The following is a 14,730-nucleotide window of genomic DNA, read 5'->3' on the forward strand; positions in this document are numbered from 1 at the left end:
TTATAATGGGGCTGATGCGAATAGCTGATACTATTTGGCAACAGCCCCTGTAATACATGTCATAAATATGTATAAATTTATTTATCTATTGGTTTACATAATGTAATTAAATCTTCCACTCTGGCAGTTGCCATACATTCCACTGTATCGGATGCACCATAGTAAATCTTTACTTCTCCGTTATCTTCAAGTATTAAGCCCCCAGGGAAGATAACATTGGTACGAAAACCACCTTCTGTTTCATATTCTGTTTCAGGTGCAATTAATGGATCCTTTGACATACCAATGATTTTAGATGGATCTTTCAGATCAAGGAGCATAATACCGGCACAATAACGTTTCTGCCACTGATCTTCCCAGCCATTTTTTCCTCTCGTTCTGTCAATATCTACGGAATGGAATAATGTTAACCAGCCAGCATCTGTCTTAATGGGAGGTGCTCCTGGACCAATTTTGTCATTAGCAAATGGAACGTCTTCTACTGCTAATAATAATTTTGTATCACCCCAATAGCGAAGATCATTAGAATAGGACATCCAGGTATCAAATCGGTCAACTCCGCCTCTTGAATATACTGGGAAAGGTCTTTCCAAACGGACATATCTTCCATCTATTTTTTCTGGGAATAATACCATGTTCCGATTGTCTGGGGCAGTTAGTGATAAAACTTCGACCTTCTTAAAATCTTTCGTAACACCAATGCCACCACGCACGCCATGTTTCGTATCGACTGCAAAGCAGAGATAAACGGTATCTTCTATTACTGTTAAACGAGGATCATAAACCTTAATGACATCAGGGTCATGGATATCTTCTACTGTAATAAATGGCTCTTTTCTTACATTCCAGTGAATTCCATCCTCACTGAACGCCAGACCTATCATACACCCGTTAAAAGCCCCTTTTCCATTATAATCATAATCATTACGGAATGCCATAACATACTGTCCATGATATTTGATGACTCCTGCATTAAAGATACAATTTGCCTCATATGGAATCTCTTTTTTACTTAAAACCGGTTCACCACCATTATATCTTGTAATAACCTTGCTGGATTTTAATTCTGGTAACATTTTTGCCATAACTTACGTCTCCTTTATATTTTAAATGCACTAATGGCCTCTTCTAATTGCTTCACCTGCCCTCTTAATTCCTGCGCTGCTTCATTTAATCTCGTTACAGAATCAAGCTGTTTTTCTGCGGTTGTCTCTACTTCTTCCGATGCTGCCGCAGATTCCTCTGAGATAGCCGAAATATTCATAATAGCATTTAAGGTAGTCGCTTTTGACTGTTCAATATCATGAATTTCACTGGATATACTATCAATCATCTTAGCCAATCTCTCTACATGAGTATTAATATTCTCAAATGCATGTATGGTATTATGCAGTGCATCTTCCTGGCTCTGAATAATAACCTCCGTTTCTTTTACCGTAGCTACGGCAACTTTCGTTTTATTCTGAATATGTCCAATAATCTGGCTTATCTTACTTGCAGCCTCACTGGAGCCTTCTGCTAATTTTCGAATTTCATCTGCTACAACTACAAACCCTTTTCCTGCAGTACCTGCTCTCGCTGCCTCAATATTGGCATTAAGTGCGAGTAAATTCGTTTGATCTGCTATTTCAGTGATGACTTTAATGATAGAACCAATGGATATGGTTTCTGCTTCCAACTCTTCAATATTACTGATGGTAGTTCGATTTATTTCAGCTGTTGCTTTCGCTTTTTTACTTAGATTATCTATAATTATAATTCCTTCTTTTACAATATCTTTCGCAGTAGCAGCTATTTGATCCATGTCTCCCGCATTGTTATAAACTCTTCCAATGCGCTCTGATAAATCATTGGTCTGGGAAAGACATTGTTCCGTATCTTCTGCCTGTTCCACTACGCCATGTTGAATATCGTGAATTGCATTACTGATATTTTTGCTGGATTCTAACATATGTTCCGAACTGGAAGCAACCAGATTGGACGAGCCCAGTACTTTATTGTTAATCCTGCTTGTTTTTTCAATCAGGTTTTTCATATTTATAATCATATGATTGATACTGCTTACTAAGTTTCTAAATTCATCTTTTCTCTTTGTTTTAATCTCTATAGTCAGATTACCATTTGCAGCTACAGACAATTTATCCATAATATTCTTAATTGCTCCACTGATTCCGTTAGAGATTAGAAAACCTGTTAATATAGCGATAAATGAAGCAATGCATACAATTACAATTGTTAAATTACGAATAATGTCTGCCTGACCTGTAAAATATGAAGCCGGTATTAAGGAACAGGCCATAACGCCGGTGTCACCCACTTTGGTATACACATATAAATATTTTATACCTTTTACATCTACATATTTATATCCATTGTCATTGTCATTCTGTGTAGAATCAATATAAAACTGTTTGTCTGTAAATAATAGTTCCATTCCTTCATCAGAATCTGTAATTTCTCTTCCATCCGGAGTAATAAATGCGAAAGAACTTCCTTCTGGCAGATTTAATCCACTGATTACATCCTGTAAAATACTTTTCTTTACATCAATCATGATAAAACCAATTGGTTTTGATCCACTATTATAATATTGGCGGATCAAAGAGATACCATAATCATTTTCTTTGATTCCTAACTCATCATCAAAGAATTTGTGGTATCCATACCATAAATTCTCTTTATCTGTTGCTATTACCTGTTTCGCTTCTTCTGTCTTTACATATGCTTCATATGGAGTTTCTACAGAAGTCTGCAAAAATGAGCCATAAGAAACTGCTTCTTTCCCATAACTTGTAATCACTGCAATATTCTCTACGATACTATCTGCCGTAGCCATTGCAACAATATTGTTTCTTAAGGTTTTTAAAATCTCATTTTCTTCTGCCACATTCTTTTTATAATATCCCGAATAATACTGCTTAATAATGGTATCATTTAATATCTGAAGTGATTTATCCTCTACACTTGTTAAAATTAAATTATAATATTCTCCTGCCGTATTGATATTGGCAATGGATGCATCCTCATAATTGGACACAATTATTCTGGATGCCTGTCTGTAAGATACCAGCCCCAGAACAATGATGCACAGCACCGGAATAAAAAAGCATAAGATTAATTGTTTTCGGATACTAATCCTCCATTTTTTATGCTTCCTTCTATTTTGGGGTCTGGGATGCCTTTTTAAAGCTGTCATGGATTTTGTCTTTTTACGTAATTTCGTTTCTGTTTTAGCTTTCGTTCTCTTTCGTTGAAATAATTTCATATGAATTATCCTTTCGCTAAAAGTATCTTGTACTTTACTTAACTTTTATCAAGCAATACATGTTCTCTGTATTCCGTTGGTGTACATCCATAATACTTCTTAAAACAGCTCGAAAAATATCTTTGATTGCTATATCCTGTAACATCAGAAATATCCTGAATTTTATTAAGCGGATCTTTTAATAATTCTCCGGCTTTTTCCATCCTTTTTCTTATAAGATATTCCGTAAAGCCTTCCCCTGTTTTCTGCTTAAATAATTGCCTGATATAATTAGGGCTAAAGAATAATTGGGAAGAAATGCTTTCCAGATTAAAATCTTCATTGGATAGATTATGCTCAATTAAAGTCTTGATATCATATACCAATTTATCTCCTTGATTCGTTATGATTCCTGAAAATTCTTCACATGCTTTTGTTATATAGTTCTCTAATAAGATCTTAGTATCAAACAAGGTTCCGCATAATATCTGATTCTTAAAATATTGCTTCATCTTATCATCTTTCCATACATTAAATGTTGCCTGCGATCTTACCAATGCTGCATTAATGGAAAAAACCAATTCTAAAATTGACATATTTACAAATTCATGAGAGGTCACATAGATTTGTTCATAATACTGGAGTATTTTATTAAGGACAACCAAAGCATTCTCTTTTCTTGCAAGCCGTATATCTAATATTAATTCTTCTTTCAATTCCTGGGGTTTCTTTATGTCCCTTTCCATATTCCCGGATTTTTCTAATTGTTTCACTTCATCATAATGAATGACACAACTTCCGTCGGGCAGGATATATTGGATTACCGATAGGGCTTCTTCATAAGATGCGCTTATCTGTTCCGCCTTTTTATAAATCTTTCCTAAAACACATACAAACTGCATATTATAATACTTTTGGAGGCTTTGATTCATTTTCTTCAGACTTTCTCTAATTCCTGAATTAAATTCAAAGGCATCCTCGTATATGCTGCAAAACAGCATTACTAACTGATTATCATGGAAACTGACACCATAAGTTTTAATATTTTTATTAAAATACTGATCCTTGATTATTATTAAGAATTCTTCTACTACTTTCTGATTACTAAAATTCCATTTTTTATGGAAGGAATCCGATTGTATCTTTAAGATTCCTGTACAATAGAAATTTGCTTCCAAATCTAATCGAATTGCTTTACCCTCATCAATAAAATCACTCTTTCCCGTCTGTTTAAGAAATAAATCTTTTAAAAATCGCTCCTGTATATATAAAACATTATCTTCAAAATGAGTCTGCAATTCTGTCATATTTCGAATCAGTGCTGCCTGATTCCTAAGTTCCTCAATAATCCCTTCTAACACTTCGAATAATTCATCGGGAAGAAATGGTTTTAATAAATAATTAGTAACTCCCAGGTCCATTGCCGACTTTGCATATGCAAAGTCATCATACCCGCTGATAATCACTGTCTTAATATTCTCACCGATTTCTTTGATTCCTTTTATTAGTTCTATTCCACTGACCAAAGGCATACAGATATCAGTAATCAGAATGTCCGGTTTCAACTCTTTCACCATCTCTATTGCTTTGGCACCATCCTCTGCACAACCTACAACTTCCATATCCAGTGATGACTGATTGATACTTTTCGTTACCAGATCTCTGATATAATCTTCATCGTCTGCAATTAGAATACGATACATATTAATCACCCTCCATGATATGTGTTGGTATTATGATAGTTGCCCTTGTCCATTCCTTATATTTACTCTCAAGCATCAAGCCATAGTCATCTCCATAATATAATTTGATACGTTCATTTACATTAAAAATACCATATCCTTCGTTCTGATTCATCTTACCTTCCGATAAACAGTGATTAATTGTTCTAAGTTTCTCTTCTTCAATGCCATATCCGTCATCTTCCACACACATTTTTATGACCGTTATGCCATTGTCATTGAAATGCCTGCTAAAATGGATATGGATGAAACCCGGCTTCTCTTTTAACTTAATGCCATGGTATATGGCATTTTCCACTAACGGCTGCAATAATAATTTAATAGTCGGGACATTAAGCAGATCATGGCTGATATCAATATGATAATTTAATTTGGATTTATAGCGTATACTTTGAATTTCCAGATAACTTCGTACATGTTCTATTTCATCTTTTAAGGTAATCACTTCATTTCCTTTACTTAAACTTAATCGGAAGAATTTACCTAAAGAATTGGCTAATATACTAATTTCGGATGCTCCCTGGTCTGCCGCCTGCCAGGTAATGGCATTTAATGTATTATATAAAAAATGGGGATTGATCTGGGCCTGCAGTGCCTTTAATTCAGCTTTTCTCTTTAACTTCTGCACAGTTTTCACATTTTCTTTCTCTTCTTTTAATGCTTCTATATTGATATTAAGCTCCGTAATCAGATCATCGATTTCACCAATCATATAATTAAAGCTATTTGCCAGATTTCCAACTTCATTATCATATGGATACTGAAATTTAACTTTAAAATCCTGCTGGATTGCTTTTCTCATTATCTTATCCAGCAGATTCATTGGAGCAGTGATACTGTAGGTAAATAGGGCAATAATAAATATACTGACCCCAATACTTATGAGGGTGATAATGATAATAAATATCCGAAGTGCTTCCAAATTACTGAGTAGTTCTGTTTTTGATTTAATACTGTATAAGTTCCATCCATTTGTTTTAATCTTGGTAAAGGTACCTAAGTATTCTGTTTTATCATATAAAACACTCTCACAGATCGCATTTTTACTGCCTAATTTTTCTTCGTTAAAATTTTTTATGATCTGTTTTTCTTCATTACCGCAATTTACAATGTTATTCCCATCTTTATCTGTGATAAATAATTTATCAACAGATGCGTAACTATTTTTAAAATACTTTACAAATTCTGATTGTTGGAGATTTACAACAATATATACATTCTCCCTGCTTCCCACTACTAAAAAGCGGAATACCACAGGTATCACAGTATCATTCCCTGTAAAAATCTTATCTTTCATTGCCGGAAACCAGGATATGGTCTTTAGAGGATCATTCTCAAAACCAAGATAAAATTCTGAATCTGTAAAATTAAAATCTCTTCTTTTGATCCTGGAGAAATTATCGAATTCACCGTATCTTGTATATACATAAACAGAATGGATATACCGGTCCCCCTGATATAATTCTGTTATGGAATCTGCTATATTTCCTAATAATTTGGAATATCTTTCACATTCAGGATCGTTTAAATAGGTACTCATTGCTAAAGTAAATGTCTGATTATTGCACATTGCATATACTCTTCGAACAATTGCTCCAATTCTGTCGTTCAGATAATTATTAGCCTGATATATAATATCTTCCGAACTGCTATATGTATTTTCCAAAGTATCTTTAAAGGCATAATTGTAGTAAAGATATCCTACAGTGCTGCTATTGGCTAATAATATAGCTGAACACAGGATAATTATTTTTGTACGGATTTTTAAACTACCAATTAACTTTAGCATTTCCCCACCTCACAACAGAACAATTTTTGACAATATAATTATATCATGGATTCTGCCATTCTTACTAACCTTTCACGGCTCCTGCGGTCAATCCGGCAATAAATTGTTTATTGGCAAAGAAATATACAATTAAAATAGGAATGATGGCAATGGATGCACCAGCTAACATAACATGCCATTCCGCTGCTGCATTAATAGAGTATTTTAATTGAACAACTGCCACTGTTAAGGTTCTTAAATTTGGCATGGAAATACTCATAATTAAAGTTGTCACATAATCATTCCATGAATTCCTAAATGTAAATAATGCAACTACTGCCATAATGGGCTTGATCAAAGGCATTATCACTTTAAAGAAAATCCCATAGATCGTACACCCATCTATAATCGCAGCTTCATCCAATTCTTTTGGAATACTTTTTACAAAACCCATTACTAATAATACATTAGAAGCCTGTCCTCCCGTTAATGCCAGGATCAACCCAATTACACTTTTATGTAATTTCAGTGCCATTAACAGATTATAAATGGGATACAAAGTTACGGATCCCAATGCTACAAACATTAACCCTACATAAAAGATCATGATTAGTTTTTTTCCAACGAAGTCTCTTCTTGCAAATACAAACCCTGCTAAAGAAGAAGTAATGACAGCAATTAACATACTTGAGATACTAATGAAGACGCTATTCCAGGTATATTTTGCAAAGTCCGCCTGAATAAATGCATTCCAATAATTCTCAAGGTGCCAGCCATCCTGAGGAAAGAAACTGCCTCCTGCTGTCAATTCACTATTGGTTTTAAAGGAACCGATTACTGCATAAATAATAGGATATAAAGTAAATACAACCATAATACATAAAAAGATCCCTATACCAATTCCAAGCCCGTATCTCTTAAATCTACCCATGTCTCTTTCCTCCTCTCTAGTAGACATCATCTAATTTCTTTGATACAAATAAATAAAATACTGTGATTCCACCTGCTATTAATGCTGAAACTGCGCTGACAGCTGCACCATACCCATATTGTTTTGACACAATGCTGCCTGGAGAGATGGAGAAGAAGAATTGATACCCATATAATGACATGACCATTGTAGAATTATCAGGGCCACCTTCCGTTAATACCATTACATTGCTCATATCATTAAAAGCTGCTGTAATGGAAATCATAAGTATGATCTTAAGTATTGGACCCAGCATTGGAACTGTTATGTACCACAAAGTCTGCAGGCGGTTTGCACCATCAATCCTGGCGCTTTCTAAAGTATCTTCTGAAATTCTCTGAAGCCCTGCTATAAAATAAACCATATAATTTCCGATGCCGCCCCAGATTGCTGTGATAACCAGAGTTTTCATTGCATGATCGGTACCTAACCAGTTGATCGGCTGCTTGATAACATTCCAATCCAGCAGGAAACGATTGATCTGTCCATTATAAACATTAAATAGCAGATAGAATACAAGTCCCATTACTGCAGAACTCATAATCGTTGGCACAAAAATGACACTTTGCACCAGTCCGTTGCCTTTGCGCTGCTTATTTAAAAATAATGCAAGGAGGAAAGCCAACGGTATGATCAGTACAATTTTTGCCCCTGCATAGATTAATGTATTCCTCACTGTCTTCCAATAGATTTCATCGTGAAAAACCCGGATGATATTATCAAGTCCTATAAATTTAGGATCAGGAGTACCGATTCCACCATATCGGTAAAAGATAAATTTCAAAGTCCATATACATGGATAAATAGAAAACGCTATAAATAGAATCAGATTTGGGAGAAGCAAACTGTAAGATTGTAAATTCTCTTTCATCTTTCTCATTCGTTTTATGTTTGATATTTGTGTGCCATGTTTACTCATCACAGCTATTCTTCCTTTCTGTTCCATAGGTATCTGGATAATTGTGAAACTTTTATATATTCTGATTTGGGATACCAATAATACAGTTTCACAATTCCGATAATAAATTGGGGGCATTAGTTTGATAACTATGCCCCATTAAGTAACCTTTATTTATTTTGAAGGATTCTTTGGATTGAAACTATCAATTTTAATCTCCGTACCAGTACCTTCATCTATTCCGGCTTTTAATGCTGCATTATATCTGTCAGTTAAATCTTTTAAACCGGATTTGATATCTGCATCACCTAACATCATACTTCCGAAGGTAGCATACATATCCATACCTTCCACTAATACAGCATTTGCATTCACTTCCTGTGGAGCCAGCGGCCATATTGCATCTGTATCTCCAATGAGCAGGTCTGCATTATCTATATAAACTTGCGCCGGTTTCGCTTTTTCAATAACGGCTGGTATAATACTGATACCCAGGCCTTGTTCATAGTACTCTGCTAAATAATCAATATCTGTAAAAATTGCTCTGTACGCTTTCCAGGCTGCATCCAGATTCTTACTTTCTGCATTGAATAAATAACCGCCATTTGCTATGTAGCTTTGAGCACCTTTTACGTTACCGTCACTTACAGGGATTTGAACAACCCCCCATTCATCTTTCATTGGAAACTGGTTCTTATAAACACCCGGCTCTGCATGAGTATAGGAAATATACATCCCAATTTTACCGTCTGCAAATTGAGTCCTGAGGGGATCAATATCTAAGGATTCACATCCTGGGAAAGCACACTCTGGGGATAACAGTGTTTTCCAGGAATTGATCACCGGTTCATACCCTGAGAAGTCATATTTACCCGCAGCAAAATCATAACCATAAGATAAACCTAATTCCCGTTGTACCTGATATAGTAAAGAGCGGCCAAGTGCAGAACCCGGACTCTTCATATTTGCCGCAAAACCATAGATTCCTTCGCCGGAAAGTTTACTGGTGATTATCCTTGCATCTTCTACCATTTCTTCCAATGTTGCAGGAGGATTGGCAATACCTGCTTTTTCAAATATTGCTTTATTGTAGAATAGACGGCCAGTTGTACCGGTCGTTGGTACATAATAAACTTTTCCATCGATCTCGTTCATTCCGGGGATGATTACAGATCCAAATGTTGCTTTGAAATCATCATCCATATACGGAGTATAATCAGCCCATCTTCCACTGTTGACATACTTCTGGAATATCTGGGTCTGATGGACTATGATATCCGGTGCTTCTCCTGATTGGAATGCCATATCAATTGCCTGTTCATAATTTTCTGTATAGATTTGATAATCTACTTCGATGTTATCCGTATTATTTCCATTGTACGCATCTACTTTTGAAGTGATTAAATCAGCATCATGTCTGTCTTTTGACCATATAACGACTTTTGTCTTTTCTCCGGTCGCTTCTGAATCAGTCTTACTTTCATCGGTGGATTCTGTTGTGGATGGAGTGTCGCCTGATTTATCAACAGATTTTCCACACCCTGCCATCATCGTTGCAGTTAAAGCAACGGATAACAGGAAAGCCAGTAACTTTCTTTTTCTCATAAATATTCCTCCCTTTACATTTCGCTTTTGCTTGTTTATTGCACTTAAATATTATTATATTTTAAACTATTTGCAAATCCAATATATGACTTATGGATGTTTAAAATCTGATGGTATCACAATCACTGTTTATGATAGAATCCCACCTTGTTTTATGAGCATTTCCTGCAATTCCTTCCCTGGAATCTGGCGGAATGTTAACTTTTTCTTACAGCAGAGTGCGGCGGCTGTCCCTGCGGCTTCTCCCGTTGCAAAGCAGGCAGGCATAACACGAACAGAGCCTAGCATAGCACGGTCAGTGCTTATAGTTCTTCCTGCTACCAACAGGTTATGAAATCCAACCGGGAGCAGTGCTCTGTAAGGAATGGAATAAGCTTCCCCAATCTTATATTTTGATGTTACATATTCTCTATTTGTGCTGTAATCATCCTCTTTTGGTGTTGCTGCATGTATATCAATCGGATAGGAATAGCGGGCAATCGTATCTTCAAAATCTGCCCTGTTATAGTAATCTTCTTTCGTAAGTTTATAATCTCCAACAATTCTCCTGGATTCCCTTAAGCCAATCACAGGACCGGATGAAGCCAAAACTGCCTTTTCTGCTCCAGGTACATATTTTCTTAAGAAATTCATGAACTCCGGCAATCTGGCCCTTGCTTCCATCTCTGCCCTTGTTAAATCCTTCCCATCCAGTGGATTAAAATGATATACATGTCCAAAATTTAATCCTGCCATACCATCCGCCTGCAGGGCAATCCCTGCAACATATCTTTCATCTTTGGGAAAATCATTATTCTCTTTCGCTTTCTTTACTGCAACATTCAGATTTCCATCTTCTCCACTTTCTCTGGCATATATCATAAACCGATCTGTATCAAAATTAGAGATCCTGAAACATAAGGTACCTGCCTGCACTAATCCCTCTTCATCTCCATATTCAAAGGAGCCCCCTGCCATGGCAACAAGATCTGCATCTCCGGTACAATCAATAAAATATTTTGCTCTGATACAGTAATTTCCACCCTTATTATGTACATTAACAGCTTTTATCTTACCGGCTTCCACGATAACATCTGTTACGAGACTATGGAGAAGAATATTACATTTACTCTCCAATACAATCTGATCAGAAACTCTTTTTAACACTTCCGGATCAATTGGGACCCAGTCATATTCTTTTATTCTGCCTTCCTTATGGTCATAAAACGGACTGACGTAGCTTTCCTTCTTCATACAATTCAGAACCTCCAGTCCGATTCCTCCAACAATAGGGCGCTCTCCATCAGTATAAGGACAAAAAGCCGGCACTGATCCATTGGTGGCCATACCTCCAAGAAACCCTGCTCTTTCAATTAATAATACTTTCCGTCCATTTCTTGATGCCGAAACTGCTGCTCCGATTCCCGCAGGTCCGCCACCTGCTACAATTACATCATACTCTTCTTTATAATCCATGGCATTTCCTCCTTACCACTGAAATCTTTTTCTTTACATATGTTCTGATATAAGTCATCATCCTATTTACAGACTCTGCCTAAATATAATTATATTAATTTTATTATGAAAACCTCTAAGATGTAATCCAAAATACGAACCTGATATGTATAATATTCAAACATTTTATGATATAGAAAATGCCTCGTCTAAAAATCAAGACGAGGCAATATTATTTCAACTGAAAAAGACTTATTCACGAGTGAGCCCATTAAGCCACACTTTAGCTAATTGTATCCAACTTTCACATTCCTTCTGTATTCCATATCCATCCGGTCTTGCAGTCAGTTCATTAGCAAGTCCCAGTCCATGTGCCCCTACCGGGTACATATGAAACTCTGTCGGTATCTTATGTTCTACCAGGCCTTCCACAAAGAGAAGGGAGTTCTCTACAGGTACACTGGCATCGGTAAAAGTATGCCAGATAAATGTTCTTGGGGTGTCTTTACTAATCTGATCCTCTAAGGACATCTCATTTACAAGACTATCATATCTGTCTCCCAGTAAATTACGAAAAGAATCTTTATGAGCAAACTTCTTAGATGTAATTACCGGATAATTTAAAATTAACCCATTAGGCTTTATGGTTTCAGCGGAAACCTTTAGTTTATCTGATAAGAATTCTCTATTCCAGAACACTCCCAGACTGGCAGCCAGATGTCCACCTGCAGATGACCCCTGAACTATAATTTTATCCGTATCAATATGATATTCTTCACCCTGGCTTCTAAGATAAGCTATTGATTTAGACAATTCTAACAGGGACGTTGGATAGCGTGCCGGTGCTACAGAATAACGAAGTACCGCCGCGTGATATCCCATAGACATGAACTGTATGGCAAATGCTTCTGCTTCTCTGTCTGATGTCATGGAATATCCGCCACCTGGGCATATAAGTATAAGAGGACGTAATTTTTCTGGATCTATCTCATCTGAATTATCCAAAAAGTACATACATAACTTTACATATGGCATGGATCCTTCTACATTGACACTTATTTCTTTGTAAATCATGATATCCTCCTTGAATGATATTTTTTATATTATACGTCCAGGCTCCTTACCAGCACAAGCTTTATTTATAAATAATATACTGTAACTGATAAATTCAGTTTCTTACATAAAAATATCAGCCATCTATATCGGTCATTCACCATACCTAATATAAATAGCTGCCTGCTTAATTATACATTTCATTCTGTTTCTGTATAATAATTTGATCAATTTTTCTAAGTAACTGCTTTTTTTTATTACCAATTTTCTTTTCATGTTTGGTTATAAGATTTTTGCTGTATTCCTGCAACTCTGTATCAATCCGATTGATTTCCTTTTGTTTATATTTATTGATTTCATTATTGGCATTTGATTGCTCAATATATCCATATATACGTATATCATAAACATATTTTAAGTAAAAATATTTCATTTTTTCATCAATAGATATTAAATGCTTTGGTGTCTGGGCTTCAAACTTTTGAATTATTGTTTGATTTGGGGAAGCTGCATGTACATGAAGCGCTCCTGTAAAGATAATGATAAAGATAAACACCACTATCTTATATATTCCGTTGCCTTTATGCACTACAGCCACCCCCTTTATGAAATCTTATTTTGAATTAATGTATTTGCTTACCTCAGCATCAATCATTGCTTTACCTTCTGATACTTTTGTATCTACTTTTCTTTTTATCTTATCTTCCGCACTTTTCTTTCCCTGGTTAATACCCTCTTTTATGTCTGATTTCGCAGTGTCCGTATACTGTTTTACCTGACTTTCTCCCTCCGTTACCTGTCTCTTTTCATATTCACTAAGGGCATTGATTTCTTTATCAATATTTGAAAGCTCAGATAAAATGGATTCTTTATTGGTATTATTAATCCTATCCATATCTTGTCCGGCTACATTTGAATATTGATCTCCTTTACTATCAAATAACTGCTTTATTAAATTAAACAGATTTGTGTTATTTGATGCAGCATATGCCTGTATGCTCCCAAGAGATAATGTAATTACCATAAATGCTACTATAAATATAATCTTCTTGTTCTTCATATATATCCTCCCTATATATGTGGTACAGTTGATAATGATTACTGATATTAAAAACAAGTTCAATTATATTGTGATTCACAAAATTTTACAATGTAAATATTATGGTAATTTTGTAAATTTAACACATATGCTTAAGGGATATTGTCATCCACACTTAAGTATATAGTTTAAGTGAAGCAAAAAATTCTTTGATTTATAATTAAATATTTCCAATCAATTTATCTTTCACTACGGCAAAGAATTCCCTTACATAATAGTGAACCATAAGAATATCATCACTGGGAGCACCAAGGCCCTCTATATTGGTCATACCTTGTTTCCTGGCAATCATAGTGGCACGGTATACATGAAACTTATTTGTCACAATAACTGTGGATTCATCCTTACTATCAATAAAATTTTGACTGAATGCAATATTCTCATTAGTATTGGTAGATTTGTCCTCCATTAAAATCCTGGATTCCTCCAAGCCTAATGTGACCAAATAATTCTTCATTGCCAAAGCTTCTGAAATATCTTCTCCACTCCCTTGCCCTCCTGAAACAATTACAAGTGAATCCGGATTATCTTTTAAATAGTTATAGGATATATCCAATCGATTCTTTAATGCCCTTGACACTGTACTGCCCCTTACCTGAGCCCCTAAAACAATTACATATCCTGCTCCCTTGTTGGGTCTGGAATTGCCTTTGTATATAATGGTTCCCTCTGTCAAGGTAAAGATAGACACTCCAAATAGAACTATTACTAAGAAGGGAATACTTATGTACTTTTTTATACCTATACTATGACTATGTATGTAAAAAAGAATACCTCCGAAAAGAAAACAGGCGATTCCTGCTGCTGCCCAGAACCATAGAAAAGCAGTTCCAATTCCTGAATAGGATACAATTGCAAGAAAGTAACCAAAGCAAAAAATACCTATGATACATAATAATAAAGATAAAATACTCATT

The 14,730-nt window shown here is 35.4% G+C and carries 12 protein-coding genes; all 12 read right to left on the bottom strand.

The window, feature by feature from the left end; translation table 11 throughout:
* Positions 1-77 precede the first annotated feature (77 nt).
* Positions 78-1,085, bottom strand: a complete 1,008-nt coding sequence (locus EDD66_RS00305; protein ID WP_123607549.1) for a glycoside hydrolase family 130 protein — start codon at positions 1,083-1,085, stop codon at positions 78-80.
* Positions 1,086-1,099: 14 nt separating this feature from the next.
* The gene (locus EDD66_RS00310; protein ID WP_123607550.1) at positions 1,100-3,265 is read right to left on the bottom strand and encodes a methyl-accepting chemotaxis protein; all 2,166 of its coding nucleotides are present in this window, start codon (positions 3,263-3,265) and stop codon (positions 1,100-1,102) included.
* A gap of 38 nt (positions 3,266-3,303) precedes the next feature.
* Entirely contained in the window at positions 3,304-4,947 is a 1,644-nt protein-coding gene (locus tag EDD66_RS00315; protein ID WP_123607551.1) for a response regulator, read from the bottom strand.
* Position 4,948: 1 nt separating this feature from the next.
* Positions 4,949-6,775 (bottom strand): sensor histidine kinase, encoded by a 1,827-nt coding sequence (locus EDD66_RS00320; RefSeq protein WP_123607552.1) that lies wholly within the window; start codon positions 6,773-6,775, stop codon positions 4,949-4,951.
* Between the two features lie 64 nt (positions 6,776-6,839).
* On the bottom strand, positions 6,840-7,685 hold the full coding sequence (locus tag EDD66_RS00325; RefSeq protein ID WP_123607553.1) for a carbohydrate ABC transporter permease: 846 nt from the start codon (positions 7,683-7,685) through the stop codon (positions 6,840-6,842).
* A gap of 16 nt (positions 7,686-7,701) precedes the next feature.
* Positions 7,702-8,643 (bottom strand): carbohydrate ABC transporter permease, encoded by a 942-nt coding sequence (locus EDD66_RS00330; RefSeq protein ID WP_123608043.1) that lies wholly within the window; start codon positions 8,641-8,643, stop codon positions 7,702-7,704.
* 153 nt (positions 8,644-8,796) lie between these two features.
* Positions 8,797-10,227: an ABC transporter substrate-binding protein gene (locus tag EDD66_RS00335; RefSeq protein WP_123607554.1), complete on the bottom strand. Its 1,431-nt coding sequence runs from the start codon at positions 10,225-10,227 to the stop codon at positions 8,797-8,799.
* A 129-nt stretch (positions 10,228-10,356) separates the two neighbouring features.
* Positions 10,357-11,682: an FAD-dependent oxidoreductase gene (locus EDD66_RS00340; RefSeq protein WP_123607555.1), complete on the bottom strand. Its 1,326-nt coding sequence runs from the start codon at positions 11,680-11,682 to the stop codon at positions 10,357-10,359.
* Between the two features lie 231 nt (positions 11,683-11,913).
* Complete coding sequence (locus tag EDD66_RS00345) at positions 11,914-12,735, bottom strand: alpha/beta hydrolase (protein WP_123607556.1); 822 nt, start codon at positions 12,733-12,735, stop codon at positions 11,914-11,916.
* A 166-nt stretch (positions 12,736-12,901) separates the two neighbouring features.
* The gene (locus EDD66_RS00350) at positions 12,902-13,303 is read right to left on the bottom strand and encodes a hypothetical protein (protein ID WP_123607557.1); all 402 of its coding nucleotides are present in this window, start codon (positions 13,301-13,303) and stop codon (positions 12,902-12,904) included.
* 24 nt (positions 13,304-13,327) lie between these two features.
* Positions 13,328-13,774, bottom strand: coding sequence for a hypothetical protein (locus tag EDD66_RS00355; protein WP_123607558.1), 447 nt, complete (start codon positions 13,772-13,774; stop codon positions 13,328-13,330).
* 199 nt (positions 13,775-13,973) lie between these two features.
* Positions 13,974-14,729: a YdcF family protein gene (locus EDD66_RS00360; protein ID WP_123607559.1), complete on the bottom strand. Its 756-nt coding sequence runs from the start codon at positions 14,727-14,729 to the stop codon at positions 13,974-13,976.
* Position 14,730 lies beyond the last annotated feature (1 nt).

The organism is Mobilisporobacter senegalensis (assembly GCF_003752155.1).
In the GTDB taxonomy this organism is placed as follows: domain Bacteria; phylum Bacillota; class Clostridia; order Lachnospirales; family Lachnospiraceae; genus Mobilisporobacter; species Mobilisporobacter senegalensis.

What these genes read in the sequence shown, in the direction of transcription:
- EDD66_RS00305 (WP_123607549.1), bottom strand. Translation starts at nt 1,085, where the DNA reads ATGGCAAAAATGTTACCAGAATTAAAATCCAGCAAGGTTATTACAAGA.
- EDD66_RS00310 (WP_123607550.1), bottom strand. Translation starts at nt 3,265, where the DNA reads ATGAAATTATTTCAACGAAAGAGAACGAAAGCTAAAACAGAAACGAAA.
- EDD66_RS00315 (WP_123607551.1), bottom strand. Translation starts at nt 4,947, where the DNA reads ATGTATCGTATTCTAATTGCAGACGATGAAGATTATATCAGAGATCTG.
- EDD66_RS00320 (WP_123607552.1), bottom strand. Translation starts at nt 6,775, where the DNA reads ATGCTAAAGTTAATTGGTAGTTTAAAAATCCGTACAAAAATAATTATC.
- EDD66_RS00325 (WP_123607553.1), bottom strand. Translation starts at nt 7,685, where the DNA reads ATGGGTAGATTTAAGAGATACGGGCTTGGAATTGGTATAGGGATCTTT.
- EDD66_RS00330 (WP_123608043.1), bottom strand. Translation starts at nt 8,643, where the DNA reads ATGAGTAAACATGGCACACAAATATCAAACATAAAACGAATGAGAAAG.
- EDD66_RS00335 (WP_123607554.1), bottom strand. Translation starts at nt 10,227, where the DNA reads ATGAGAAAAAGAAAGTTACTGGCTTTCCTGTTATCCGTTGCTTTAACT.
- EDD66_RS00340 (WP_123607555.1), bottom strand. Translation starts at nt 11,682, where the DNA reads ATGGATTATAAAGAAGAGTATGATGTAATTGTAGCAGGTGGCGGACCT.
- EDD66_RS00345 (WP_123607556.1), bottom strand. Translation starts at nt 12,735, where the DNA reads ATGATTTACAAAGAAATAAGTGTCAATGTAGAAGGATCCATGCCATAT.
- EDD66_RS00355 (WP_123607558.1), bottom strand. Translation starts at nt 13,774, where the DNA reads ATGAAGAACAAGAAGATTATATTTATAGTAGCATTTATGGTAATTACA.
- EDD66_RS00360 (WP_123607559.1), bottom strand. Translation starts at nt 14,729, where the DNA reads ATGAGTATTTTATCTTTATTATTATGTATCATAGGTATTTTTTGCTTT.